Annotated in this window: 26 protein-coding genes; 9 read left to right on the top strand and 17 right to left on the bottom strand. The window is 40.6% G+C overall.

Annotated elements, in window-relative coordinates; all coding sequences use genetic code 11:
* Positions 1–852: 852 nt before the first annotated feature.
* Together H6G57_RS04925 and H6G57_RS04930 are read left to right on the top strand one after the other, a co-directional pair.
* The gene (locus H6G57_RS04925; RefSeq protein WP_072719228.1) at positions 853–1,266 is read left to right on the top strand and encodes a hypothetical protein; all 414 of its coding nucleotides are present in this window, start codon (positions 853–855) and stop codon (positions 1,264–1,266) included.
* Positions 1,263–2,525: a glutamate-5-semialdehyde dehydrogenase gene (locus H6G57_RS04930; RefSeq protein ID WP_190516514.1), complete on the top strand. Its 1,263-nt coding sequence runs from the start codon at positions 1,263–1,265 to the stop codon at positions 2,523–2,525. The genes H6G57_RS04925 and H6G57_RS04930 overlap by 4 nt, the downstream gene beginning before the upstream one ends.
* Here the strand turns inward: H6G57_RS04930 and H6G57_RS04935 are convergent.
* Positions 2,522–3,355 (bottom strand): acyl-CoA desaturase, encoded by an 834-nt coding sequence (locus H6G57_RS04935; protein WP_190516516.1) that lies wholly within the window; start codon positions 3,353–3,355, stop codon positions 2,522–2,524. The genes H6G57_RS04930 and H6G57_RS04935 overlap by 4 nt on opposite strands.
* 97 nt (positions 3,356–3,452) lie before the next feature.
* Between H6G57_RS04935 and H6G57_RS04940 the strand changes: the two genes are divergently transcribed.
* Positions 3,453–4,673 (top strand): methionine gamma-lyase family protein, encoded by a 1,221-nt coding sequence (locus tag H6G57_RS04940; RefSeq protein ID WP_199313986.1) that lies wholly within the window; start codon positions 3,453–3,455, stop codon positions 4,671–4,673.
* A gap of 396 nt (positions 4,674–5,069) precedes the next feature.
* Here the strand turns inward: H6G57_RS04940 and H6G57_RS04945 are convergent, their stop codons facing one another.
* From H6G57_RS04945 to H6G57_RS04990, 10 genes are all read right to left on the bottom strand, one after another.
* Positions 5,070–5,768: a hypothetical protein gene (locus H6G57_RS04945; RefSeq protein ID WP_190516517.1), complete on the bottom strand. Its 699-nt coding sequence runs from the start codon at positions 5,766–5,768 to the stop codon at positions 5,070–5,072.
* Between the two features lie 151 nt (positions 5,769–5,919).
* Positions 5,920–6,384, bottom strand: coding sequence for an SH3 domain-containing protein (locus tag H6G57_RS04950; protein ID WP_190516836.1), 465 nt, complete (start codon positions 6,382–6,384; stop codon positions 5,920–5,922).
* A gap of 130 nt (positions 6,385–6,514) precedes the next feature.
* Positions 6,515–8,026, bottom strand: a complete 1,512-nt coding sequence (locus H6G57_RS04955) for an AAA family ATPase (RefSeq protein WP_190516519.1) — start codon at positions 8,024–8,026, stop codon at positions 6,515–6,517.
* A gap of 171 nt (positions 8,027–8,197) precedes the next feature.
* The gene (locus tag H6G57_RS04960; RefSeq protein ID WP_190516521.1) at positions 8,198–8,701 is read right to left on the bottom strand and encodes a DUF177 domain-containing protein; all 504 of its coding nucleotides are present in this window, start codon (positions 8,699–8,701) and stop codon (positions 8,198–8,200) included.
* 52 nt (positions 8,702–8,753) lie between these two features.
* Complete coding sequence (locus H6G57_RS04965) at positions 8,754–9,230, bottom strand: R3H domain-containing nucleic acid-binding protein (protein ID WP_072719210.1); 477 nt, start codon at positions 9,228–9,230, stop codon at positions 8,754–8,756.
* 2 nt (positions 9,231–9,232) lie between these two features.
* Positions 9,233–10,396, bottom strand: coding sequence for a membrane protein insertase YidC (yidC, locus tag H6G57_RS04970; RefSeq protein ID WP_190516522.1), 1,164 nt, complete (start codon positions 10,394–10,396; stop codon positions 9,233–9,235).
* Between the two features lie 165 nt (positions 10,397–10,561).
* Complete coding sequence (locus H6G57_RS04975) at positions 10,562–10,954, bottom strand: PH domain-containing protein (protein WP_072719209.1); 393 nt, start codon at positions 10,952–10,954, stop codon at positions 10,562–10,564.
* Positions 10,926–11,330 (bottom strand): ribonuclease P protein component, encoded by a 405-nt coding sequence (gene rnpA / locus H6G57_RS04980; RefSeq protein WP_072719208.1) that lies wholly within the window; start codon positions 11,328–11,330, stop codon positions 10,926–10,928. Before rnpA ends, H6G57_RS04975 begins: the two co-directional genes overlap by 29 nt.
* A gap of 110 nt (positions 11,331–11,440) precedes the next feature.
* Positions 11,441–11,578, bottom strand: a complete 138-nt coding sequence (rpmH, locus tag H6G57_RS04985; RefSeq protein ID WP_071783091.1) for a 50S ribosomal protein L34 — start codon at positions 11,576–11,578, stop codon at positions 11,441–11,443.
* Positions 11,579–11,727: 149 nt separating this feature from the next.
* Positions 11,728–12,240, bottom strand: coding sequence for a DUF2808 domain-containing protein (locus tag H6G57_RS04990; protein ID WP_190516524.1), 513 nt, complete (start codon positions 12,238–12,240; stop codon positions 11,728–11,730).
* 274 nt (positions 12,241–12,514) lie between these two features.
* Here H6G57_RS04990 and H6G57_RS04995 point away from each other — a divergent pair, with 274 nt between their 5' ends.
* The 3 genes from H6G57_RS04995 to H6G57_RS05005 are packed head-to-tail and all read left to right on the top strand — an operon-like array spanning position 12,515 to position 15,392.
* The gene (locus H6G57_RS04995; protein ID WP_190516526.1) at positions 12,515–13,672 is read left to right on the top strand and encodes a Re/Si-specific NAD(P)(+) transhydrogenase subunit alpha; all 1,158 of its coding nucleotides are present in this window, start codon (positions 12,515–12,517) and stop codon (positions 13,670–13,672) included.
* A 20-nt stretch (positions 13,673–13,692) separates the two neighbouring features.
* Positions 13,693–13,989, top strand: coding sequence for an NAD(P) transhydrogenase subunit alpha (locus H6G57_RS05000; protein ID WP_190516527.1), 297 nt, complete (start codon positions 13,693–13,695; stop codon positions 13,987–13,989).
* Positions 13,989–15,392: an NAD(P)(+) transhydrogenase (Re/Si-specific) subunit beta gene (locus H6G57_RS05005; protein ID WP_190516529.1), complete on the top strand. Its 1,404-nt coding sequence runs from the start codon at positions 13,989–13,991 to the stop codon at positions 15,390–15,392. The genes H6G57_RS05000 and H6G57_RS05005 overlap by 1 nt, the downstream gene beginning before the upstream one ends.
* 112 nt (positions 15,393–15,504) lie before the next feature.
* On the opposite strand, the gene H6G57_RS05010 is transcribed toward H6G57_RS05005, so the two are convergent.
* Both H6G57_RS05010 and H6G57_RS05015 read right to left on the bottom strand, forming a co-directional pair.
* Positions 15,505–17,310 carry a DUF3685 domain-containing protein gene (locus H6G57_RS05010; RefSeq protein ID WP_190516530.1) on the bottom strand — a complete coding sequence of 602 codons (1,806 nt, stop codon included), beginning with the start codon at positions 17,308–17,310 and terminating at the stop codon, positions 15,505–15,507.
* A gap of 8 nt (positions 17,311–17,318) precedes the next feature.
* Entirely contained in the window at positions 17,319–17,957 is a 639-nt protein-coding gene (locus H6G57_RS05015; protein WP_190516532.1) for a TetR/AcrR family transcriptional regulator, read from the bottom strand.
* Positions 17,958–18,189: 232 nt separating this feature from the next.
* Here H6G57_RS05015 and H6G57_RS05020 point away from each other — a divergent pair, with 232 nt between their 5' ends.
* Positions 18,190–19,491 (top strand): ABC exporter membrane fusion protein, encoded by a 1,302-nt coding sequence (locus tag H6G57_RS05020; RefSeq protein ID WP_190516534.1) that lies wholly within the window; start codon positions 18,190–18,192, stop codon positions 19,489–19,491.
* 255 nt (positions 19,492–19,746) lie between these two features.
* Positions 19,747–20,922 (top strand): ABC transporter permease DevC, encoded by a 1,176-nt coding sequence (devC, locus tag H6G57_RS05025; protein ID WP_190516535.1) that lies wholly within the window; start codon positions 19,747–19,749, stop codon positions 20,920–20,922.
* Positions 20,923–20,977: 55 nt separating this feature from the next.
* Here the strand turns inward: devC and H6G57_RS05030 are convergent, their stop codons facing one another.
* The 3 genes from H6G57_RS05030 to H6G57_RS05040 form a co-directional block, all read right to left on the bottom strand.
* Positions 20,978–21,400 (bottom strand): PIN domain-containing protein, encoded by a 423-nt coding sequence (locus tag H6G57_RS05030; RefSeq protein ID WP_199313989.1) that lies wholly within the window; start codon positions 21,398–21,400, stop codon positions 20,978–20,980.
* On the bottom strand, positions 21,400–21,627 hold the full coding sequence (locus tag H6G57_RS05035) for a hypothetical protein (protein ID WP_190516537.1): 228 nt from the start codon (positions 21,625–21,627) through the stop codon (positions 21,400–21,402). Before H6G57_RS05035 ends, H6G57_RS05030 begins: the two co-directional genes overlap by 1 nt.
* A gap of 145 nt (positions 21,628–21,772) precedes the next feature.
* On the bottom strand, positions 21,773–22,345 hold the full coding sequence (locus H6G57_RS05040; protein ID WP_190516538.1) for a GNAT family N-acetyltransferase: 573 nt from the start codon (positions 22,343–22,345) through the stop codon (positions 21,773–21,775).
* A gap of 15 nt (positions 22,346–22,360) precedes the next feature.
* Here H6G57_RS05040 and H6G57_RS05045 point away from each other — a divergent pair, with 15 nt between their 5' ends.
* Positions 22,361–23,122: a DevA family ABC transporter ATP-binding protein gene (locus H6G57_RS05045; protein WP_190516540.1), complete on the top strand. Its 762-nt coding sequence runs from the start codon at positions 22,361–22,363 to the stop codon at positions 23,120–23,122.
* Positions 23,123–23,201: 79 nt separating this feature from the next.
* On the opposite strand, the gene H6G57_RS05050 is transcribed toward H6G57_RS05045, so the two are convergent.
* A complete protein-coding gene (locus H6G57_RS05050) occupies positions 23,202–24,794 on the bottom strand; it encodes a bifunctional UDP-sugar hydrolase/5'-nucleotidase (RefSeq protein ID WP_190516542.1) in 1,593 nt (530 codons plus the stop codon).
* Positions 24,795–24,891 lie beyond the last annotated feature (97 nt).

The raw sequence follows: 24,891 nt of genomic DNA on the forward strand, positions 1-24,891 counted from the left end.
AAATTTTTATTGATTGACAATTTATTTCCTATGTCATCAATTACCTCAAAAACAAACAAAATCTTCATAGGTTTCTTTTAGAGCCTTTTTGATGCTGCCTCTTAACTTTTTTAGTTGTTTTCCAATATTCATTCTAAAGGATGATTGACAAAGATCACACCTTAATTTTACGAAACTTATAAGTAAGATTCTTTAGATAACCTCGATTCCTTGCTATAGCTTTCACCTGGAAACCCTGAATATAAACTAATTTTAACCTTAAACCTTCACAGTTTAATGAGTTAATTTATAATCAAAAATTCATTCAAGCTGTTACACTTCTTTACAACGTTTCCCCTAGAAGAACTTCATAGTGCCCTGTAAATTCTGTCATTCGTGGCTTCTTGATAGAAAAATCAATCAACTAATCGTTCAAACCATGACGCAAAAGGGCTTTGACTTGCTACGAGTGTCGGGTAGGAAGGCATTATTTGAATTAACATAAATACAATTGTGTGCTGTGCCAGTTGCGTAAGTCCTGAGAGTGTAAAAGTTGCGATCGCTAGATTGAACCAGGGAACCAGGGAACCAGGAAAGCATACGAGCAAAAAATTAAGATGAGCTATCACTTAAGATAGAAAACACTAGATAGAGACAAAAATAAAAAAACTGAAGTGGTAGAATAGTCAGGAAGCTGAGTCGTGTTTAGATGATGAAGGGGTGAGACTCTAAAGGGTTGTGATATAATCTTTAACCAAAGAGAATGTTAGCAAAAGCTAACCCTTTCGGTTCAAACTTAAAGTTGACTATCATTGATTTCAGTTGCATTTTCAATCCAAATTATTACAAAAATATTAACTTAATGAATCGCTTGTGCCATCCCAAAAAGCTCAAAAGATTGATTTGAATGGTGATTATCCTTGCCCCTGTCGGCGGAGGGGGCGGTTAGTTCCCATTGCGCTGACCGAAGCCTTTGGCTGCGATCGCTGTCAGCAAATTTTTGTTGTCGATGAGAGCGGTTATTGTTTAGAACAACTCGCAACCCATTATCCTTATAAACAGGCTTGGCGTTGGACAGGTCATCAATGGAACAGAGCCAGTCCAGGGTTAAGGGCGCATTATTTACCGATGGCTTTGGGAATGCTATTAGTTCCGTTAGTGATCTGGTTGCCATTAGCCTTGTATTCACCTGGGCCAAATCTTGTGTTATGGGCGATGGTTGCTGTACTGTTAGCGATGTTACCCGCACTTATGGTTTGGCTCGCTTACAGGCGTGATTCTCGATGATAATTGATGATTTCTCTTCCCTTGCTCCTGACCATCCTTTGCGTCGTGCTTACCTGGCTAGTTTTGAATTAGCAAAAACGAAAGGAATGGATCGGAGTCGAGCCTTGCAACTGATGGCGAAGGCTTTGCGATCGCGACAGAATGATATCCTAGAAGCCAATACCCTCGACTTAGAAGCCAGTCGAGATTTAGGACTATCGGAATTAATTACAGACTGGCTGAAACTGACTCCTGAACGCTTAGAAACCACCGTTCAGATTTTAGAACGTCTGGGACAATTACCCGATCCCATTGGTCGGGTGATGAGCGCTTCCTATCAACTCGAACAGGGACAAACTTATTATCAACATATTCCCTTGGGGGTTGTTGCCTTAATTTATGAAGCCTTCCCAGAACTCGCGGCCATTGCAACAGGACTTTGTTTAAAAACAGCCAATAGTTTAGTGCTATTAGGCGGAACAGAAGCCACCCATTCTAATAATATGATTGTTCAGACGTTGCAAATCGCGTTAGAAGAATCAGGACTTCCTTTAGGTTGTTTAGAAATTTTGCCTTCTGAACAAAATGCCCCAATTCAAAGATTAGTCACCCAAGATCAATATCTCAATTTAGTCATTCCCTACGGACGCCCCCATTTTGTGCAGCAAGTTGTCAATCAATCTACAGTTCCCGTCCTACGTTCCGCCATGGGAAACTGTTATTTATATTGGTCATCAACGACGAGTGTAGATACGGTGCGATGGATGATATTAGATAGTCATGACAGTAAACCCGATCCGGTTAATGCCATTGAAAAAGTTTTGATTGATCCCAATCAAAAAAGCTCATCCTTAGTCCGATTATGGAATAACTTAAGGGAAGCCGGATTTCAATTGCGTGGGGATGAAGCCCTGGCTCAAGAATTTACCGAATTAACCGCTTCCGAAACAACGGAATGGTCAAAGCCCTATTTAACACGAACTGTTGCCTTTAAAGTGGTGGAAAACTTAGAAAAAGCGATCGCCTGGATGAATACCTATAGTAGCGGTCACGCTAATTGTTTAGCGACCGAATCTTACTCTGAAAGTCGAAAATTTGCCCAAGATGTCAATAGTGCTTTGACCTTTATTAATGCGTCTCCTCGATTTTCCCGTCACTTAAACCGGGGAGACGCAATCTTTCTGGGGATTTCTAACCAGAAAGGATATCGTCGTGGATTAATTGGTTTAGAAGCCCTAATGACCCTGAAACACGTTGTTCAAGGAAATCGGCAGTTTTAAATGCGTTGAGCTTCAGCATTGGCGGGGGGTAATTTCACTTTTTGGGCTAACCCTAGCGCTTGTAACAGCGAAATTGTCATCCAGGTTAAATCAATTTCCCACCATTGCAAACCGTGACGGGCCGAATATTGGAAAGCATGGTGATTATTATGCCAACCCTCACCATAAGTGACAACCGCAACCCACCAACAGTTACGGGAAGAATCTCCCGACTCATAGGTTTGATACCCAAATTTGTGAGTGGCACTATTGACGAACCAGGTGCAGTGAAACATCACCACAACCCGAAAGAAAATGCCCCAAACGACAAAAGACCAACCTCCGATCAGATACAGTAATATGCCAAAGATGACCTGAATAACCAAAAAGTATTTTTGGAAAAACAGATAGACTGGATCGTCTGCAATGTCTTTGGTGTAACGGGGAATTTGTTCATCTGCTGGAGTATGGAACAACATCCAGCCGAGGTGACTCCACCAAAACCCTTTGGTAGAATCATGGGGATCTTGCTCTTGATCAGAATATTGATGATGGAGACGGTGTAACCCGATCCAATCAATGGGCCCCCCTTGGCAAGCTAGAGTTCCGCAAAAGATTAAAAAATATTCTAACCATTTGGGAGCTTCAAAACTGCGATGGCTGACTAGGCGGTGAAAGCCTAGTGTAATTCCTAAGCCTCCAGTTACCCAATGTAAAAATAGAGCTAGACCTACGGCAGCCCAGCTAAAGTTACTCGGCAAAAATGCCAACAGTGCGGCAGCATGGAGAAACACCATAAAAGCAATGGTGATCCAATCGGGCTTATATTGAGGTGAAGTTGCAATCGTCATGAAACGAAAATTCGAGCTTTTTTAAACGAAAGAGTCCTATTGGCATCTATAATATGCACCGCCCACAAACAAAGTGAGTTCGGTGATCATATCTAGCATGGAACAGCTAAAAGAAGCAGAACAGGAACTATTTCCGATTTTTTCTGGTATTGACACGCAGGTCAAGCATAATCTTCAACGAGTTTTAGATGCCTTTCGTCGTTACCGAGTGGGAACCCATCACTTTTCAGGCGTTACAGGTTATGGTCACGATGATTTAGGACGTCAAACCTTAGATCAAGTCTTTGCGGAGATTATGGGTGCAGAAGCGGCTGCGGTACGAGTGCAGTTTGTTTCTGGAACCCACGCCATTACTTGTGCCTTATTTGGCTGTTTACGTCCAGGGGACGAAATGCTGGCGGTGGCTGGCACTCCCTACGATACCCTGGAAGAGGTCATCGGTTTGCGCGGTCAAGGTCAAGGTTCATTATTAGAGTTTGGCATATCTTACCGTCAATTGGATCTAACTTTTGAGGGAAAAATAGACTGGGAAGCCTTAAACACTGCAATAACCGCGAAAACTCGCCTCGTTTTAATTCAGCGTTCCTGTGGCTACTCCTGGCGTTCTAGTTTGTCTATTGATGATATTGAGAAAATTGTTCAGAGTGTTAAACAACAAAATCCGAATACGATTTGTTTTGTTGATAATTGCTATGGAGAATTTATAGAAACTCGTGAACCCCCTGCGGTTGGGGTTGATTTAATTGCAGGTTCATTAATTAAAAATCCAGGGGGAACGATTGTTCAGGCGGGGGGTTATGTTGCTGGCAGAGAAGATTTAGTTGAAGCGGCAACTTGTCGATTAACTGCACCGGGTATTGGTAGCAGTGGGGGAGCTACTTTTGATCAAAATCGAATTCTATTTCAAGGGTTATTCTTAGCACCCCAAATGGTGGGAGAAGCGATAAAAGGAACCCATTTAACCTCCTATATTTTTCATCAATTAGGATATCGAGTTAATCCGTTACCCTTTGAACCGAGACGGGATGTGATTCAAGCCATTGAGTTAGGTTCTCCTGATAAATTAATTGCTTTTTGTCGCGCTATTCAACAGTATTCTCCCATTGGTTCCTATCTGGAACCTGTTCCCGCAGAAATGCCGGGATATGAAAGTCATTTAGTCATGGCGGGAGGCACATTTATTGATGGGAGTACCTCGGAATTTTCCGCCGATGGGCCGTTAAGAGAACCTTATATTGTGTTCTGTCAAGGAGGAACCCATTGGACACATATTGCTTTAGCGTTAGAAGCTGCAATTGAAGCGATCGCACAAGTTTAAATCCAGAAATGGGGACTCAGAAACCGGGTTTTTCCCTTAATCTTTCGGTTACTTAACAAGCTATCTACAAAAACCCGGTTTCTCGTGCTAAGTAAGGGACTCAGAAACCGGGTTTTTCCCTTAATCTTTCGGTTACTTAACAAGCTATCTACAAAAACCCGGTTTCTCGTGCTAGCTAAGGGACTCAGAAACCGGGTTTTTCCCTTAATCTTTCGGTTACTAATAAAGCTATCTACAAAAACCCGGTTTCTTGTGCTAGGTAAGGGACTGTGATCAGATCGCTACATAAACTTAAATTATTAGTAATTCCGATAACATTACCAAAAACCAACACTTGAAGAAACAGAAAATTTAGCCGAACAATTACGAGCATTAGGAATTACACCCGAAGACTAATTATGTTTCGTTTTCTGGTATAGCACTACCGATTAAGGTGTTAGACAATATTAAACCTTCTAACCTATTCGGTTGTAACTGTTCTAACAGTTTTTTTAGAGAAGATAAGTCAACATCCGCACTGGATTTACCATCATATTCAAAGGGGTTATCGAGGTCATAAATTAAAACCAGAATATAGGATAAAGACAAACAAATTAGTCCAGAAATGATTAAATTAGTCATAAATTCATCGGTTCCAATAATTAATAAAGTGATGAAAAATGACACTAAAAGAATTTGAATTAAGGGATAGGCTGGAGTTAGAAAGTTTGTATCTCGAATTCGTTCTATTCGGGCAATCAAAACTCGAATTTTAGCTTGTTCCCCTTGAATTCTAGCGACAATGGGAGCATCAGAATTGATAGCAAAAGTAACAAATAATTGATTCAAATCGGTTAGATTTTTTTCAATCTGTTCAATAGGTTCTGCTTTTTCTAGCCAAAGTAAAATCGATTTAACGATATTAGATAACCCTTGAGTTAGAGGTTGAGGATCATATTCTGGTTTTCTAGCTGCTAAATAAAGGTTACTATCTTGGATGCTTTCAATAGCATTAACAATCTGGATAGGAATATCTTCACAAATGCGATAATCGGTTAAGGTTCCCGTTAACATAAAAGCAACAATAAATGTTACCGCCGCTAACAAGGAACCCATCTGACTATCAAAGGTTCCTAGTTGCCATCCTAATTGATGAGTTATCCATTTGATTAGGCAAAATAAGGCAACAAAGGGGAGAACTTTGAAGAAGATCCTCCATCTCAAAAGGAGAAAATTTAGAGATTGATTCACCATATTTGATTAAATATTAGTTTTCTGATTCAATTTTTTCTGTGTTTCCTCCTTTAACCCATCCCGTGCGATCGCTATCCTGAGAAACCCGAACTTTTTGCCATCCTTTATCCTCACTTTCTCCTAACACCACCACTTTTTCGTTATAAGCAATTCCCCCAATGCGGTTCGCGTCTGTACTCGGACTATCGCGTAAAATTAAACCAATGGGCTGTGTCACAATTGCTCGATAAGCACCAGGTTCCAGCTTTTCTTCTGCTGGGGTTGGGGTTGGGGTTGGAGTTGGAGTGGCTTGAGGTTTAGGAGTTGGGGCTTTTGCAGTTGTTTTTGCGGTAGGGTTATCATTGGGAAAGGTGGGACGTTCTGGCAATTCGGCTAAACGCGCTGCAAAATATAAAGCTGTTGCTACCGTTGCACCCGCTAAAATTAAAATAGCCAGAAAAAAGCCAACGATAAATTTAAAAACACCATAAAGATTCATAGTTTTCGGAGCAGGTCTATACATGAATTTTTAACAGGATTAAAAACAACCATGATAACATCAATTGGACAAGGGGAGAAACCGGGTTTCTCTGGAAAAAATAGGTTAGAAACCCGGTTTCTTAATCTCATCAACTGGACAAACGACGATTTAAACTACTCTGTCGAGAGGCTAAACGCGCTTTTCCCGCCGCCGCCCAATCTTGCAAAAATTGAATTTGTTCTTTCGCAGTTCGTGCTAAGGGAACAATTTGACTCGCGGCTTCTAAAATATCATCCGTTGTGAAATCACGGTTTTGACTAAAGCCAATGTGCATGGCTTCAATTAAAGTTTGTTCAATTTCTGCCCCCGAAAAATCAGGGGTTTCATAAGCTAACCGTTCAATATCATAATTTTTAATACTCTGAGGTCGGAGTTTAGATAAATGCACTTCAAAAATTGCTTTTCGTTCCTCTTGATAAGGTAATCCCACAAAGAAAATTTCATCAAATCGCCCTTTTCTTAACAGTTCCGCAGGTAAAGATTGAATATTATTAGCCGTTGCGACAACAAAAACGGGTGAGGTTTTTTCTGCTAACCAAGTAATAAATGTACCAAATACTCGATTTGTTGTTCCTGAATCTCCCTTTCCATCTACTCCTGAAAAAGCTTTATCAATTTCATCAATCCACAGCACACAAGGTGCCAATGCTTCTGCTAATTGAATCATTTGTCGGGTACGAGATTCTGATTCTCCCACTAACCCCGCAAATAAACGCCCTACATCTAATCTTAATAAAGGTAAATGCCAATGATGGGCGATTGCTTTTGCCGTTAAAGACTTTCCAGTTCCTTGAATTCCAACTAATAATAATCCTCTGGGATAAGGTAAACCATATTGTCTAGCGCGTTCAGAAAATGCTCCTCCTCGCCTTAATAACCAATCTTTTAAATTATCTAAACCCCCAATATCGGAAATATTTTCTTGGGCTGCATAGAAATCTAAAATTTGAGTTTGGCGAATGGTTTGGCGTTTTTCTTCTAAGATTAATTCCAGATCATCGGCTTGTAATTCTCCATGAGTAGCGATCGCTTTGGCTAAAATTCGCCGAATTCTTTCTAAAGACAATCCTTGAAAAGAACGTACCATTTCATCAAGTAACCGAGGCTCTATCGGATGTCCTGTTGCCATTAATAATCGTTCAACTTCTGTTTTGATCTCAGCTTGAGTTGGTAAGGGAAATTCTAAAACCGTTAAAACTTCACTGAGATCAGAGGGAATTGAAACTTGAGGAGAAATAATGATTAAATTTTTCGGTTGAGATTTAAAATTTCGCGCTAAATTTCTTAATTTCCGAGAAACCGAAATATCCTCTAAAAATCGATGAAAGTCTCTTAAAACAAAAATTGCTGGCATCGCTTCCGGCAATTTTTCTATAAATTCTAACGCTTGTAAAGGATTACGCTTTCCTGCCCCTAAATCATTAGGATTTCCCTCTTGATATCCATCAACAAAATCCCAAACATAAACCGCACGATTTCCTTGTTCTTTGGCGGCTTGTTTAATGGCCGTTTCGACTCGTTCTTCTTCTAAAGTCGGGATATAAATAATCGCGTAGCGCGATCGCAATAGTAGCTTCAATTCTTCATTGAATTTGCTCATAGAAAGAACAGGAGTGTAGAATCCGTGGAACAGGCATCTTGCCTGTTAACAGGCTGCTATTAACAGGTTTTAACAGATTAACAGATTAATAGGTTAATAGGTTAATAGGTTTTAAGATTAACAGGTTTTAATAGATTAACAGGCAAGATGCCTGTTCCACTGACAGAGCCATCAATTGGGTAGATTTTGCTTCAAAGCTTGTAACGCAGCCCAACGCCCGTCAACAAGGCTCTGGGGTTCAATTGCAGCCGGTTTTGGAGGTTCACAGGGGCCATCACAAAGTTGTCTTAGAGGTAGAGCCAAGCATAATTGCTGATACAGCCAATCCCCAGCTAAAAAATCACCTTGGGGGTGTAAACTTTCCACAGGTTCATCCAGCAAAATTTCCACTTCACCCGATGAAGTATCCAATTGATCAGCCGAAACATCCAACCAAATCAATTCAGACGTATCGACTTTTAACCGATGATTATATTGTTTTAAACATCGGTCACAGGTGAGAGTAACAATGGTTTCAGCTTGTACCACAACTTCAAGATAAGTGGTTTTGTGGCTGACGCGCATCCGACCCCGAACCGGAGTTAAGGTTTCTAGGTCTGGAAAAAACTCTTGAAACTCAAATTCTAAAGATCGGTTTTGTGTTCTCAGTAAATGAGGGATATAGATAGAGTCCATAATTACTTTCAAACCCTCCAACAATAAACAAGGCTAAACAAGAAGTCCTTGTCTAGCCTTTGATTTTAATCACCAAACGACGGTCGGGATCTTGTCCCCGACTATAGGTTTCTAAATCATCGCTTTCTTCAAGAAAGTGATGAATCAGACGTCGTTCAACCGAGGAAAGGGACTTAATTTCCACTTCCCCACCCGTTTGACGGACACGATTCGCGGCATGATCAGCTAAAGCCCGTAGTTCTAAATGACGTCGAATTCGATATCCGTTCAGTTCTACGGTGTAAGAGGTGCGTTCTTCGTCCTCTTTGCCTAGGTTGTGAATGGCGTTAAGTAAATATTGAATCGCATCTAAAACTTCCCCATCCTGGCCTACCAAAATAGCCACTTGTTCAGGGGTAAGATTGACTTCATCTATCGTTAACCAACAGGAGTCTGCCTCTAAACTCGGTTTGACGGTGGAAGGAACGCCCCCTAATTTGAGCAATTCCTCCAACCACTCTTGACCCTGTTGTATATCGCTGTTGTTCATTGCTAGGATTGCGCCTTTTTCTTAGAACGTTTCGGCTCAAAGGGTAATGCTTCTCGTTCCCCTTCTGCTGTGGCTAATTTAGCAGTCGTTTTATTGGATTCTTCCACAATTTTTTGCAGGTTTTCAGGCAGGGGTTCCCGTGACAAAATAAAGGCTTGAATGGTTTGGAAGATATTAGCAACCAGCATATACAGCAACACACCTGCGGGGAGGGGGAAGAAGAAGAACATCCCACTAAAAATTACCGGAGTAATTTTATTCACTGTATCTTGCTGAGGATTCCCACTGGAACCTTGTCCTTGTCCAGAGAGGACTTGGTTAAGGTATAAAGATATCCCAAAGGCTAGAATCATGCCCACAATATCCCAGTGAATTGTACCATCGGGATCAACGGCTCCCACGCGACCCAAGGCATCAATAAACAAGAATCCTTTATCCGATGCTAACCCTCTCAAGCCCACTTGAATACTGGCTTCTCCAGGAGCCAAGGCAATGATTTGGCCGTTGTCATTGACTTGAATTTTGTCTTCTCCTTTGAGAACTTTCCAGGTGGGGGTTAAATGCACATCTGGATATTGTGCCAATTCCGTTTGTAAAGGTTTACCCTCAACGGTTTGGAGTTCAATGGGGATTTGATCTCCAACGCCTAAACGGTTTCCACTGGGAATCATTGCCACAACGGAGGCATGAATTCCATCGGCAAAATAATAGTTTTGCGGTTTAGTGGCGTAGGCTTGGGGTTGAATTTGTTGAATTTGTTCACGGGGAAAAATTTGAACATCAACCGTATAGTTAACGTCTGAAAAGGGTGAACCCCGTAATGTGGCAAACAACGCGAAGAGAATGGGCATTTGAATCAGAAGCGGGAAACATCCGGCTAAGGGATTTCCCAATTCTTTGTAGACTCTACTCATTTCTTCCCGTTGTTTTTCCGGGTCATCTTTATATTGTTGTTGAATTTTGTCAACCCGTTCTTTCATTAACGGTTGGGTTACTTTCATTCGCCGCATATTGCGAATTGAACCCGCATTCAAGGGATAAAGCGCGAAGCGCACCACTAAGGTTAACGCCACAATCGCTAAACCATAACTCGGCACGATCCCGTAGAAAAAATCTAGGATCGGCAACATCACATTGTTGGAAAGAAACCCGATACCAAAGTCCATTCTTTTGAGTTTATTGAACTGCTTGGATTGAATATAGATTAATTTTAAGAACCATTCGCCAACACTTGACCGATAGCCCGGTGACTACCCAGTTGATTAGTCAGGGTTGAGGCTCAACAGGAAGGAACTCAATCCTGTTAAGGGCGATGTTGTCCAATATCAAGATCATCGGCTCATCGCAGCACTAGCTTTTTGAGCTTGGGGCGAGAGTTTTTCTAGGATAAAGTCATAGACTTCTCGAAAACGAGGAACAGCCCGGAGTTCCAGACGAGAACCATTTTTTAGGGTCAATACCATATCCCCCCAAGCCCCAAATCCTCTAGGAACTTTCGCGATTTTGGCGATTTCTGAATAGACGATATCAGTACGGTCTTGACCCATCCATCCACCCATGACCGATATCCGGCGATTAGTGATGCGATAGCGCAGCCATAACGCCCGGACAATTGCCCCAATGGTAAGAGGGATGCCAATAATCGTCAGCCCTATTAATAGATTGATAATGAGGTCGCCGATAGCGGGGCCTCCTTCATAAAAACTTTCCTCCCGTATACCCATTTAAAACCTCTGCTTCTACCAACAACTGTTTTAATTCTTGCAGAATTTCTGCATAATTGCACTGATCGGCTGTTGGTTTGACGACAATCACCACATCCCAACCGGGGGATACCTGGGGTAAAAACTGATGCCAAGCTGCCCGAATTTGGCGTTTGATCCGATTTCGGACAACAGCCCGTTTACTGACTTTTTGGCTAATGGAAATTCCCATCCGAGTCGGGTGAACAGAGGCGGAGTTTGTTAAATTCTTTTCTGTTCTATAAGGTTGACCTCGTAACGCCCTCAAGGTCAAATGAGGGGTTTTTCGATGCAGTCCTTTGCTGTAGACGGCTTTGAAGTCTTTGGGATGTCGGAGTCGATTGATTTTGGGTAACATGAATCAGGTACTGCCACCCACAAATTCACCCATTTCCCTCAGCTTGACCATCGGGATCGCCATGAGTTCGTGGGAATAGCAATAGGGTGTCTTTAATTCAGAGCCAGGAATTAAAACGTTAAACGTGCCCGCCCTTTTTTGCGACGAGCTTTGATCACGGCTTGGCCGTTTTTTGTCCGCATCCTTACCCTGAAGCCAGAAACTCTTTTCTTTTTGCGGTTTGTTCCTTGCAGGGTTTGTTGAGCCATTGCTTACCTCCGGTGCCTTTTCGTTAATTTTTAATCAAAAGTCACAATTTTTCAGTATATCACAATTGTTGGACTTTCTCTCCCGGCTTCACAGTAATCTGTTAATCGAGACTGATCCCTCTTAACAATGGGCACTCTGGCAACGAAGATTAATCATCAATACTCAAAATCCAAGTTCCGACATAACGCAACATGGGAACATCTCCAGGGGTACGAATATTGGCGTTAAAGTTGAAAACCCCCCCAAAGGTGGGATTTTTGACGTTAGACATCACGATTTCAACTTTCGTACCCGCCGGAATCGGTTCTTGAGGATAAATTTGGATAATATGGTTTTCTTTATCCCAAATCACTTCTTCTAAGGGAATGGGTTTATTTTGAACCCGAATTTGTACCCGGTCGGGATCTATCGTCCCTTTGTAATAGTCGGGATAGGTGATGGAAACTTCTGCGATCGCTAAGTTCAACTTATCGGCTGGAAGTCTGAGTTTATAGCGATCCCACTCCCCAGAACGTCCGCTTTCAAGGAAATAATTTAAAATATTGGTTTTATCGGGGCCACTGAGTAAGGTAATACCCGGTAAACCTTGGGCTTGAGTCATTTCAGCTAAACCCGTCACCGCCAAACCCGTAATCAAGATTGCAGAAAATAGTTGTCGCATACACACTCCCGTAACACAGCGAAATTTTGTTTAAGTTTTCTGAACTAGATAAAGACAAGTTAAAGATAAGAATCCAAATCAGGAATTTAGCTTTACGATGCAAAATTAGAACTCTATTGTTACACAACTCGGCATAGAGAGGAAAGATCGCAGGGGGAGAGATATCGAGAAGGAGTGTTAAGCCTACCCAGGTTCGCTGACTTTGAAAAGTCAATCATCAACAGTCAACAGTCAAGCTAATCGTTAACAGTGAACACAATTATGAGGAGATTTTATGAAAATTGGTATTGCTAAAGAAAGTCAGGTCGATGAACGGCGAGTCGCCCTCATCCCTGATGTTGTTGCTCGTTTGGTGAAACAAGGCGTGGAAGTGTGGGTGGAGGCTGGGGCTGGGGAACGGGCTTGTTTTTCCGATAGCACCTATGAACAGGTGGGGGCAAAAATCGCTGATCAAGGTACCGTTTGGCGTGAGGCAGATGTGCTGTTGAAAGTGGGGGTCTTGCAAGACTTTGAAGTGTCTCAACTGCGCTCTGGGGGGGTGTTAATTAGCTTTTTAAACCCCCTGGGAAATCCTGAGTTAATTCAAAAACTCGCGGCTCAGAACGTTACCGCCTTCAGTATGGAATTAATTCCCCGTACCAGTCGCGCCCAAAGCATGGATGCCTTATCTTCTCAAGCAAACTTAGCAGGATATAAGGCGGTCTTAATTGCAGCAACGGCGTTACCGAAATATTTCCCTATGTTAACAACGGCGGCCGGAACCATTCGTCCCGCTAAGGTGTTAATTTTGGGAGCGGGGGTTGCTGGTTTACAAGCGATCGCTACCGCCCGACGGCTGGGTGCTATTGTCGAAGGGTTTGATATTCGTCCCGAAGTTAAAGAACAAGTCCAAAGTTTAGGTGCCAAATTTGTGGATGTGTCCCTGGAGGAAGATACCGTTGCTGAAGGCGGTTATGCCAAGGAAATCTCTGAAAAAGCCAAAGAACGCACCCGTGAAGTTCTGACCCAGCACGTCGCCGCCTCTGATGTGGTGGTGACAACGGCTCAAGTTCCCGGTCGAAAAGCACCTGTATTAGTGACAGAAGACATGGTAGCCCAGATGAAACCGGGTTCGGTAATTGTTGATTTGGCAGCCGAACAAGGAGGAAACTGTGAATGCAGCGAACCGGGAAAAGATGTGGTTAAACATGGGGTAACGATTATTGGGCCGATTAATTTACCGTCTTCGATGCCGATTCATGCTAGTGAAGTTTATGCCAAAAATCTCTCGGCTTTATTAACATTAATGATTAATAAAGAGAAGCAACTCGACCTCAATTTTGCAGATGATATTCTCGATGAAGCTTGTGTCACTCATAACGGTGAAATTCGTTCCGAAAGAGTGAAACAAGCCTTAAGCCTCAATCATCAACAGTCTCCTGTAAACAGTTAACTGTCAATTGTTCTGAAATTATGACTACTGAAACCTTAATTTCCGCATTGTTTGTGTTTGTTTTAGCAACCTTTGCGGGGTTTGAAGTGATTACGAAAGTTCCGCCGACCTTGCATACTCCCTTAATGTCTGGGGCTAATGCGATTTCAGGAATTTCTGTTTTAGGTGCGTTAATTATTGCGGGCGATCGCGATTGGAATGTTACCGTTATTCTGGGATTTATTGGCATTGTTCTCGCCATGATTAACGTTGTCGGTGGCTTTTTAGTCACAGATCGAATGCTGGAAATGTTTAAGAAAAAGGAGGCTAAAGCCTAATGGATATTCGCTTAACGGGAATACAACTCAGCTATTTAGTGGCTGTCACCTTGTTTTTCTTTGGATTAAAAAAATTAGGATCTCCAGCAACAGCTAGAAGTGGCAATTTATGGGCAGCTATTGGGATGTTAATTGCTGTTGTTGCCACAATGTTAGATCGGCAGATTTTGAACTATCAAATGATCGCCCTCGCCTTAATTATTGGTTCAGTCATTGGGGCGGTAATTGCGTATAAAGTTCAAATGACAGAAATGCCCCAAATGGTGGGGTTACTCAATGGTTTAGGCGGTGCTGCTTCTTCAATGGTCGCGGTGGGAGAATTTTGGCGCTATTTAGCCGCTTCAGAATCTCCCCCTTTAGGCACAACCATTACCGCAATTTTAGGGGTATTAATTGGGGGTGTAACCTTTACAGGTTCCATGATTGCCTTTGCCAAATTACAGGGAATTATGAGTGGTTCTCCCATCTTATTTCCCCTACAACAACAGTTTAATATTCTGTTGTTTGTTGCCTTTGGTTTGGGTAGTGTTTATATTTGCCTAACCCCATTTAATGTGGCGGTCTTTTTAGGGTTAGTCTTCATTTCTCTAATATTAGGCGTGTTATTTGTCATCCCCATTGGTGGCGGTGATATGCCCGTTGTGATTTCTCTGTTAAACTCCTTTTCGGGATTGGCCGCATCCGCCGCCGGGTTTGTGGTGATGAATAACCTGTTAATCATTGCTGGGGCGTTAGTTGGAGCATCAGGGATTATCTTAACGGTGATTATGTGTAAGGCGATGAACCGTTCTTTAACGAACGTGCTATTTGCTGGGTTTGGCACAGGAGAAGGAGGTTCTGGGGCTGCCAGTGGAGGCACTGCAACAGATCAAACGGTTCGCAGTATTGACCCCGAAGAAGGGGCGATGATGTTAGGATATGCCCGGTCTGTGGTGATTGTCCCCGGTTATGGGATGGCCGTTGCCCAAGCCCAGCATAGTGTTAAGGAGTTGGTGGATCAATTAGAAAATAATGGGGTGGATGTTAAATATGCCATTCATCCTGTGGCGGGACGGATGCCGGGACACATGAATGTACTGTTAGCAGAGGCAAATGTTCCCTATCCTCAGTTATATGACATGGATGACATTAATCCACAGTTCGATCAAACCGATGTAGCATTAGTTATCGGAGCTAATGATGTAGTGAACCCGGCGGCACGGGAAGATAAAAATAGTCCTATTTATGGGATGCCGATTTTGGATGTCGATAAAGCTAAACATACCATCGTGATTAAACGCAGTATGAATACTGGGTTTGCTGGGGTAGAAAATGACCTGTTTTATAAAGATAAAACCATGATGTTGTTTGGTAGTGCGAAGGATGTTGTGGCGAAGTTGGTTTCGGAAGTCAAACAACTGTAAAAGTATCCTTTGTGACCCTCTCCGCAAGTTCGGGGAGGGTTTTTGATTATAATGAAGTTAGGAGCAAAGCGATCGCTTAAATCAACAATAGAGTAAGGTTAAGGAGTGTCAACTATTTCTTCCCCATCTTATTATCCTGAAAAGATGTTCCAATCCCCTGTAAAAGACCTTTCCCAATTAAACCTAATCCTCGACCAACGACATTGGTTAATATATAAATAATTCCACTACCCACAAAAGAAACAGCCGAACGCAGACGAGGAGCAACAGCATCCCGTGTTTCTAATATTAATGTAACGGCTAAGGGAATTCCTGATAATTTTTCTAATTCCTCCCGTCGTGGGGAATAAATCACTTGTTTTTGAATGCCTCTTTCTCCTAAAATAAAGAGTAAATAGGAACTTTCAAAAATTGCCTTGGGTTCTGCTACATATTGAGAAAGACGATATCGCCAGGATAAGTTATTTCTAAATTTTTCAATTTCACGGGTTGATAATAACCGTCGATCATAAAATTTAAGTTTAATTTCTTCATAATCGGAAAAATAATTGAGTAAAGGTTGTATGACCCCATTGGCGACTTGAATTAATAAATTTTGTAATAACGCTTCTGAACGTTGCATTGCGTCTAAACTTCCAGCCGGACAGGATAAATTATCAATGGTTAAGGGGGTTTGGAATAATAAATGCTCAAATAAGTCACTGATTAAAGGAATTTTACTTAAAATATCCCGTTGAATCAGATTAGCATCTTTTAATAAAATCGGAACGATTTCCAGATCTTGGTTGTTGGTGTTTAGAGTATAATATTTGCCCAAAAAATCTAAAATAGCAGCTTCCCAGAAATCTTGAACTAAATCAGGAACTTTCTCTGGGAGTTGTTCGGGTTGAATATCTGATAATATTAATTCATCTAATAAGCTTTCTAATTGTTTTAATAAGATATATAATAATTCTCGTTTTTTAGATAATCTTAAAATATCAATTTCTAAGGGAATTCCTGTGACATTAATTAATCCTGACTGTAACTTCATGACAGTTTTATCAAACAAAATTGATTTTAAATCACTGACTACAATCGCTGAATTACGAGAGTTAATTGAGTTAGAATTAAGAACTAAGGATTCTTCTGAATTAAAGTTGTTAGGTTCGGGGTTAGAACGATTGAAAACGGGGAAATTATCAGGAGAAATAGAAGCAGAATTTTCTGGCGTGGGAGAAGGAGAATCCGGTAAAAGCTGACTAACTAGCCAACGTGCAACGAACAGTTCTCGTCGTTTTCCCGTCAGAATTAATTGGTTAATAATCGCAATTCTATCCTGTTGGTTTAATCCTTCTATATTCTGCTCAATTTCTTGGTTAACTTCGGCGATCGCTTGTTCAATTTGTCGCAGTCCCGGTTGAACTAAAAACCCTCGAATTTGCTTAAAAAAAGATCCCGTTTTTCGAGTTACAATTTCAGCAACAGGTTCTCGATTTAAGGCTGCTAAAGATTCCAACCAATAGCGTTCTCCCGTTGCGACTCGACGAATAATTGGAACCAATTCTATAACCGGAATTCCCTTGGGACAATAACCCTCTACCCCAATTTCTTGCGCTGTTACTAATAAATTTCGGTGTTGAATTGCCGTTAATAATAGAATCGGGATTTGAGGATATTGTTTTTTTAATGTTTGGCAAAAATCAAGAATTAAATCTGGTTTTAATCCTAATTCTAAAATAATTAAATCAACAGGTTTCTGGTTCGTGCTGTTAATCGTTATCTGACTTTGACTGACTAATACCTGTAATGCAGCATCCCGACTTTCAACATCTGTGATGACTTCTAAATCTGAAAAAGGTTCTAATGCTGTTCGTAACCCGATCCGAAAAATAGGGTCATCATCGAGGATCAAAAGTTGTAAAGAAGATGGAGTCATAAACGCATTCAAGTGTCAGGTGTCGGCTGAGGAATAATTAAATCTACTAACGTATTAATAATACGATCTCGTTCCATCGGAACAATCTCTTTACCTTGCAAAATTTCTTGTAATAACACATAATGGGCTAAGGTTCCAATAATCACTCGTGCCATTGCTTCAGGATCACCAATTGTAATATAGCGCTGATTGGTTAAATATTCGGTTAACACTTGAATTCCCGGTTTTCCTAAATTATGGACAAAGGTTTTAGCTAATTCTGGAAATCGCCCAGATTCTCCAATCACTAAGCGAATAAACGCTAAATATTCCTGATCTTGCATGGAATGATCTAAAATAGTATTGGCAAGTTGTCTCAACACAATTTGAGGTTCAGCTTGCATCAATTCCGCTTTTTGAGACTCAACAAAAATGTAATATTTTTTCTGGGCTAATCGTTTGATTAAGGCAATAAATAACCCTTCTTTATCCCCAAAATGGTTATAAACCGTTGCTTTCGACACTCCCGCCGATGACGCAACCCGATCCATGCTGGTTCCAGCATAGCCATGCACTAAAAATTCTTGCAGTGCCCCTTCAAAAATCTGTTCTGCTTTTTCGCCAATACTATCCATCTGAGAGAGTTCGGTTTGTTCCACGGGGTTCATTAATTCTCTTCTTAAATGCTATTGCCTTCATTGTACAGAATCATTTCTCGCCATCCGTTATTCCTGATCCTGGATCAAGGTTGACAAAGGCGTTTTCACTTCTGAGAAGCCTGGGTTTTCAATCCCCGATAAGTTTTTTTACTTAAATTCATACTTATTCACCTTCACAGAAGAGAAGTTGTGCTATACTAAACTAAACAGTTTAGTGTGAGTGGAAGCGGGAGGCACAATTATGGTGCGCGAAGCGACAGTTGGTAAACTTTCAGCCCCGAAATTTCCTAAACCAGGAATTCTCATTGCTGCAACCACCCTAGCGATCAGTGGTTTAACGGCCTATACCTTCTGGCGATATCGCCCCACTCCCGCCGAACCTGTAGCGACATCTGAAACCCTGGCCCCAGAAATAAAAACCGTGACCGCATTAGGTTGGTTAGAACCCCAAGGCGAAATTATTAAACTGTCCGCCCCCCAGTCCAACCCAGGGAGTCGGGTGGATCAATTATTAGTGAAAGAAGGAGACTGGGTAGAGGCGGGAAAAGCGATCGCTGTGTTGGATAGCCGAGATCGACTCCAAGCCGCCCTAGAACAAACTAAAACCGAAGTAGAAGTCGCCCAAGCCCGTTTAGAACAAGTTCAAGCTGGGGCGAAACAAGGAGATATTGAAGCGCAAAAAGCCCGATTTCAGGGCAACCAAGCGGAGTTAGAGGGGCAAATTATTACTCAAAAAGCCACCATTGCCACCTTAGAAGCCCAACTGCGGGGAGAACGCAGCGCCCAAGAAGCCACCCTCGACCGGATTCAAGCGGAACTCAACAACGCTGAAACCAACTGTCAACGTTACGAAACCTTATATGCTGATGGGGCTGTGTCTGCCCAAGATCGAGATAGTCAATGTTTGGAAGCTGAAACCAGCCTCAAACGGCTACAGGAAGCCCAAGCCAACCTCAACGAAACCGTTACCAGCCGTCAAGAACAAATTCGAGAAGCCCAAGCGAACCTTAGCCGCACTATCGCCACTGTAGACCGACAAATTGCTGAAGCGGAGGCGACGTTAACGGCCGTTGCAGAAGTTCGTCCGGTGGATGTCCAGTTAGCCAAAAGTGAGTTAACCAAAGCCCAAGCGGCTGTTAAACAAGCTGAAGCGAACTTAGAACAAGCTTATGTGCGATCGCCCCAAGCTGGACGGGTGATCGAGGTGAATACCCACGCCGGAGAACTAATTTCTAATGAAGGTATTCTGGAATTGGGACAAACCCAACAAATGTATGCCGTTGCTGAAATTTATGATAGTGATATTCCTAAAGTTCGCCCCGGACAAACCGCAACTATTACCGCCGATGCGTTACCCCAAGCGTTAAAAGGAACGGTTGAAGAAGTGGGGTTAAGGGTGAAAAAACAAAGTGCTTTAGATATTGATCCGACGACAAATATTGATGCCAGAGTCATCGAAGTTCGCGTAAAATTAGATGAAATTTCTAGCCAAAAAGCCGAGAGTTTAACGAATTTACAAGTTAAAGTCACCCTTAATCAGTAATCAGTTATCAGTAATCAGTTATCAGTGTATAGTTTTAAGTTTGCTATCCAGAATTTACAATCATTAACTATAATAATCCCTGTAAGATTGCTGGAAGAAACCTGTAAGGTTAATGAGTATCCAAGCTTAAGCAATAACAAAGTCAAGCTGATTTAAGATTGCTATATCAACTATACACTCACAATTGATAACTGATAACTGATAACTGATAACTGATAACTGATAACTGATAACTGATAACTGATAACTGAAATTATGATTGGATTTATACAACGATTAACCCGCAGAACGCCGTTAGGATGGTTGCAATTAAGTCATGATAAAGCTCGAATGTTAGTGGCGTTATCAGGAATTGCCTTTGCGGATGTTTTGATTTTTATGCAATTGGGATTTCAAACGGCATTATATGACAGTAATACTCGATTGCATACCCATCTAAATGCTGATATTATGATTATCAGTCCCCAAGCCAGAAATTTAGTGAATTTATCAACGTTACCTCGGCGACGTTTATATCAAGCACTGGATGTTCCGGGGGTGAAATCCGCAGACTCTTTATATGTTAATTTTTCCGACTGGAAAACTCCCAAAACTGGGAAAAAAACAGCCATTTTAGTCATCGGATTTGATCCCCGTCAGTCGGCTTTTAATTTATCCGAAGTTCAACAAAATTTAGACGTGATTAAATTACCGGATCAGGTTTTATTTGATCGGTCTTCAAGGGGAGATTATAAAGAAGTTATTGAAAAAGTTGATCAAGGTGAAATTGTTAGTACAGAATTAGAAAAACGCACCCTTAAAATTGCCGGATTATTTAAAGTCGGGGCTTCCTTTGCGGCCGATGGTACATTAATCACGAGCGATCGCAATTTTTTACGATTATTTCCCCGAAGAAAACCAGGAGGAATTAGTGCTGGACTGGTTAAAGTTGAACCGGGTTATGATGTCGAAAAAGTCGCAACAGATTTACAAAATTATTTACCCAAAGATGTAAAAGTTTTAACCAATGAACAATTTTTAGCCTTTGAAAAAGATTATTGGTCAAAAAATACCGCCATTGGATTTGTGTTTAGTTTAGGGACAGCAATGGGGTTTGTGGTTGGGGTGATTATTGTTTATCAAGTTTTGGCGACAGATGTTGCTGACCATACCCCCGAATATGCAACATTTAAAGCAATGGGATTTAGAAATGTCTATTTATTAGGAATTGTTTTTGAAGAAGCGATTATTTTAGCAATATTAGGTTTTATTCCGGGTGCTACAATTTCTTTAGGGTTATATCGGTTAACCCGACAAGCGACAAATTTACCCTTATATATGACCTTATTTCGAGCAATTCAAGTGTTAGTCTTAACGATTATTATGTGTATGTTATCCGGTGCGATCGCCACTCGTAAATTACAAGCCGCTGATCCGGCTGATATCTTTTGATCCTTACTTTTAAGTATCTAGTTGTGAATGAGGAGTAAAAGAACGGGGTTGATATTTATTCGAGTTCAAAAAATTGTTCAAATCCTTTATTTTTCAAGCCTAGTTTTAATTTTTTATCTCCAGTCCATAATAATCCATTCAATTGCAGCGTTAATGCTACATGAGGGGTATCACTCACATCAACATCTTGACATAGTTCGTAAGCTAGTCTACGATATTCTAAAGTAATTAAATCTTCTTTATAGAGACGAAGACGTTTTAGCAAAATATAATAAATTTGAATAATTTCTTTTTCGGTTAAATGACTAAGTTGAATAATTTTTTCCTTGCGCTTAAATAGTTCTACAAATACAAGTTCGCAGACAAAAAACGCATACTCTGAAGTTAGCAATAATTCATTGAAACGACAATTTTCCCTCAGTAATGCAGAAAACAATATATTGGTATCAACAATAATCGGCTTTTGAGTTAACATCATTAACTCACCCAAGACTTAGACTTTAAATTATCCCAAACTTCTTGATTAACTTCTTGACTCAGGTTAGTTATTTGTTCTGCTGTCAGTTGACTACGATTACGAATTGATTCTAACTCAAGATATTCTAAAAATTGAGTTAATAAATCCAAATTTACCATCTCACGATTCAATTTAATAATAATATCTTGATTTTCCAGACTAATACTGTATAGACTTTGATTGGACATCAGTTTTATTCCAGCTAGACTTGATAATATCTATTATAGATTATAAAAGCAGTTATTGTGTAATTTTGAACGGGGTTTCTGAACACATCTTTGTTAAAATGCAAAATTTACCGCAGAAACCCGGTTCCTGGAAATATTTCGGTATCTACTTACCCCGACTATATTTAACCGCTTGACGTTCTTCAAAACTTAAATAGGGGAGTTGATGTTCACTAAATCTAAACTGTTTTTCTAAGGTTAATCCTAGCTTTTCCATGACTCGAATTGAACCTTGATTAGCCACTAATGCCCAACCAATAACTCGTTTTACAGCCCATTCTGAAAACCCTTTATCTACTAACATTTGGCAAGCTTCCGTTGCGTAGCCTTTCCTCCAACTTTGATACATTAACCGATATCCTAACGCAATTTCATCAAGTTGTACTAGATTTAACGCGACTGCAAAAGGATGATCAATAGCGGGAAAAAAATGTACCCAACCGATCAACTCTCCAGTTGCTTTTTCAACAACACCCCAAACCCCAAAATAGGAATATCTGCTATAATATCCTATAAATCTCGGTAATGTTTGAGTCTGAATGACTTCTTTGGGTGTGGGATATCCGCCATTAATATATTTCATCACCTTGGGGTCGTGATCTAAATTCCATAAAAAATCTGCATCCAGTTCGGTAAACTGTCGTAAGATTAACCGTTTCGTTTCTAAAAAAATATCCATTTTTAGGTTAACTCCATGCAAACTAAAATCCAAGATATTCAAGATTCCACAAAACGTAATGTGGCGATCTCGATTCAAAATTTAGACCATTATTTTGGAAAAGGGCAATTACAAAAACAAGTCTTATTTGATATTAACTTACAAATTGCTATTGGTGAAATTGTGATTATGACGGGCCCCTCTGGTTCAGGAAAAACCACATTATTAACCTTAATTGGCGCCTTACGTTCTGTACAGTCTGGAAGTTTAAATATATTAGGACGAGAACTGTTAGGTGCGAGTTCAGGAGAATTAGTTAAAGCTAGACGAAATACAGGTTATATTTTCCAAGCGCATAATTTACATCAGAGCTTAACCGCCTTACAAAATGTGCAAATGGGCTTAGAAGTTCAAGGGACATTCTCTCGTTACCAAATGCAGCAAAAAGCCACTGCAATGTTAGAAAAAGTGGGATTAGGAAATCGCTTAGATTATTATCCTGATAATCTCTCTGGAGGACAAAAACAACGAGTTGCGATCGCTCGTGCATTAGTCAGTCATCCCCCGATAGTATTAGCAGATGAGCCTACGGCTGCTCTTGATAGTCATTCGGGGAGAGATGTGGTTAATTTAATGCAAACCTTAGCCAAAGAACAAGGTTGTACAATCTTAATTGTTACCCATGATAATCGAATTTTAGATGTTGCCGATCGCATTCTTCACATGGAAGATGGCGCATTAGTAACTAATTCTGAATTAACACCCAATAATCAGTTGAAATCAAATACTCAATCTTAAATTAGGGTTGACTGAATCAGGATTAGGGTGGAGAAAGGGAACAGGAAACAATAGTTTTTATTCCCCTAATATTACTCTGCTAAAGGGATTGTTTGACCATAATGCGATCGCCGGATTTTACATTAATATTAGATTGTTGTTTAATATAATCAATGACTACATCCAGAAACAAAAACCCCGTATCAACAGAATTTTTTCCGGCTTTCATAACTTCATAACCATCTCCCCCATTCAGCATAAAACTATTGGTAATAACTCGATAGGTTGTAGTTAAATTCAGGGGTTTTTCTTGTCCAGTTTGATCAACAACAAAAACAGAAAGAACACGAGAACCAACGGGTGCTTTGGGGTCATAAATAAACCGTAATCCTGCAATTTGGGGAAATCGCCCTTCTCCTAATTCAACCTGACTCACACCATGTTCTAAGGCTTGTTTAATTTGTTCTCCGGTTAAGTCTAAACGACCAATAGTATTACCAAAGGGAAGCACTTCAATCACTTGACTAACACTAATCTGTCCCGGCGGAATACTAGAACGAATTCCACCGCCATTTACAATGGCGATTTGTGCACCATCGGGTCGGAATTTATTTAAAATGGCATCAGCAATTAAATTGCCTAAATTTGTTTCTTGGGTACGAATTGTATCTCGACTTCCATCTAAAAGAACATCGGTTTTGCCGATAATGGTTTGACGTAAAATTTCTAAAGGCGTTGAAAAGGCTTCTAATTGTTTAGCAAAACTGGCATCCGGTGGAATTGTATTATCAATAGCATGGGGTGAACCTTGCCAAGAAATAACGTCTCCTTGGCGATTAAATTTAACTTTTAAATCCCCTAAATATTTCCCCCATTCCCAATCTGTAACAACTAAAACAGTTTTACCATTGGGTGTGTTAGTAACAACAGGATAGGGTTGTGTTGCATTCGGCATAGAACCGAGAGGGGTATGGCTATGTCCGCCAATAATAATATCAATATCATCGATATTTCTGGCTAAATTCAAATCGGATTCAAACCCAATATGAGTTAAACCAATAATTTTATTAATCCCTTGCTGCTTTAATTCTGCAACAGCTTGTTTTGTCGCTTCCATCGTATTAGTAAAGGTCACGCCTTCCCCTGGACTTGAAAGTTTAGCGGTTTCTTCTACGGTTAAGCCAAAAACTCCGATTTTTTCTCCATTAACAGATAGAATGATCCAAGGCTTAACTAAATTTTTTAAAGGGGAATAATCGGCAACTTTTACATTAGCAGAAACGATAGGAAATTTCGCTTTTTTAATAAAATCAGCTAAAATGCCTTGTCCGCGATCAAATTCATGGTTTCCCAAGGTGCCAGCTTGATAATTCATCTGATTGTAAAAGGATAAATCTGCTTGACCCAAATATTGATTAAAATATAAGGTTCCTTGAAAAATATCACCTGCATCTAAAAGCAGAGTTTCTCTAGGATTTTCCGATTTTAATTGATCAATTAAGGTTTTTCGTTGAGCAATTCCGCCGAGTTGAGTCTCTTTTGTTGTGATCACGTCTAAATGAGCATGATGATCATTGGTATGGAGAATTCTGAGGTTAAATTCTGGGTAAAATAATCCTAAGCTTTGGGGGGCGATCGCTAAAATTAGCCCGATTAAAAATAAACTTAAACCAAATTTTAATGTCCGTTTCATAGGGTAAGTTTTCCTTGATTATTTCTCTGGATTTTTAATACATAAACCGGGTTCCTGACTGTTATTCAGAAGGTGATATTAATAGGAGAAGTTGAGA

The sequence above is a fragment of the Planktothrix sp. FACHB-1365 genome, assembly GCF_014697575.1.
Taxonomy (GTDB): domain Bacteria; phylum Cyanobacteriota; class Cyanobacteriia; order Cyanobacteriales; family Microcoleaceae; genus Planktothrix.

Bases quoted from the DNA above. Each gene is read 5' to 3' on its own strand.
- devC (WP_190516535.1), top strand. From the start codon at position 19,747: ATGATTGGATTTATACAACGATTAACCCGCAGAACGCCGTTAGGATGG.
- H6G57_RS05050 (WP_190516542.1), bottom strand. From the start codon at position 24,794: ATGAAACGGACATTAAAATTTGGTTTAAGTTTATTTTTAATCGGGCTA.
- H6G57_RS05040 (WP_190516538.1), bottom strand. From the start codon at position 22,345: ATGGATATTTTTTTAGAAACGAAACGGTTAATCTTACGACAGTTTACC.
- H6G57_RS04995 (WP_190516526.1), top strand. From the start codon at position 12,515: ATGAAAATTGGTATTGCTAAAGAAAGTCAGGTCGATGAACGGCGAGTC.
- H6G57_RS04930 (WP_190516514.1), top strand. From the start codon at position 1,263: ATGATAATTGATGATTTCTCTTCCCTTGCTCCTGACCATCCTTTGCGT.
- H6G57_RS05000 (WP_190516527.1), top strand. From the start codon at position 13,693: ATGACTACTGAAACCTTAATTTCCGCATTGTTTGTGTTTGTTTTAGCA.
- H6G57_RS04960 (WP_190516521.1), bottom strand. From the start codon at position 8,701: ATGGACTCTATCTATATCCCTCATTTACTGAGAACACAAAACCGATCT.
- H6G57_RS05030 (WP_199313989.1), bottom strand. From the start codon at position 21,400: ATGATGTTAACTCAAAAGCCGATTATTGTTGATACCAATATATTGTTT.
- H6G57_RS05035 (WP_190516537.1), bottom strand. From the start codon at position 21,627: ATGTCCAATCAAAGTCTATACAGTATTAGTCTGGAAAATCAAGATATT.
- H6G57_RS04990 (WP_190516524.1), bottom strand. From the start codon at position 12,240: ATGCGACAACTATTTTCTGCAATCTTGATTACGGGTTTGGCGGTGACG.
- H6G57_RS04950 (WP_190516836.1), bottom strand. From the start codon at position 6,384: ATGAATCTTTATGGTGTTTTTAAATTTATCGTTGGCTTTTTTCTGGCT.
- H6G57_RS04955 (WP_190516519.1), bottom strand. From the start codon at position 8,026: ATGAGCAAATTCAATGAAGAATTGAAGCTACTATTGCGATCGCGCTAC.
- H6G57_RS05020 (WP_190516534.1), top strand. From the start codon at position 18,190: ATGGTGCGCGAAGCGACAGTTGGTAAACTTTCAGCCCCGAAATTTCCT.
- H6G57_RS04965 (WP_072719210.1), bottom strand. From the start codon at position 9,230: ATGAACAACAGCGATATACAACAGGGTCAAGAGTGGTTGGAGGAATTG.
- H6G57_RS05015 (WP_190516532.1), bottom strand. From the start codon at position 17,957: ATGAACCCCGTGGAACAAACCGAACTCTCTCAGATGGATAGTATTGGC.
- rpmH (WP_071783091.1), bottom strand. From the start codon at position 11,578: ATGGCTCAACAAACCCTGCAAGGAACAAACCGCAAAAAGAAAAGAGTT.
- yidC (WP_190516522.1), bottom strand. From the start codon at position 10,396: ATGGACTTTGGTATCGGGTTTCTTTCCAACAATGTGATGTTGCCGATC.
- H6G57_RS04935 (WP_190516516.1), bottom strand. From the start codon at position 3,355: ATGACGATTGCAACTTCACCTCAATATAAGCCCGATTGGATCACCATT.
- rnpA (WP_072719208.1), bottom strand. From the start codon at position 11,330: ATGTTACCCAAAATCAATCGACTCCGACATCCCAAAGACTTCAAAGCC.
- H6G57_RS04945 (WP_190516517.1), bottom strand. From the start codon at position 5,768: ATGGGTTCCTTGTTAGCGGCGGTAACATTTATTGTTGCTTTTATGTTA.
- H6G57_RS05010 (WP_190516530.1), bottom strand. From the start codon at position 17,310: ATGACTCCATCTTCTTTACAACTTTTGATCCTCGATGATGACCCTATT.
- H6G57_RS05005 (WP_190516529.1), top strand. From the start codon at position 13,989: ATGGATATTCGCTTAACGGGAATACAACTCAGCTATTTAGTGGCTGTC.
- H6G57_RS04975 (WP_072719209.1), bottom strand. From the start codon at position 10,954: ATGGGTATACGGGAGGAAAGTTTTTATGAAGGAGGCCCCGCTATCGGC.
- H6G57_RS05045 (WP_190516540.1), top strand. From the start codon at position 22,361: ATGCAAACTAAAATCCAAGATATTCAAGATTCCACAAAACGTAATGTG.
- H6G57_RS04940 (WP_199313986.1), top strand. From the start codon at position 3,453: ATGGAACAGCTAAAAGAAGCAGAACAGGAACTATTTCCGATTTTTTCT.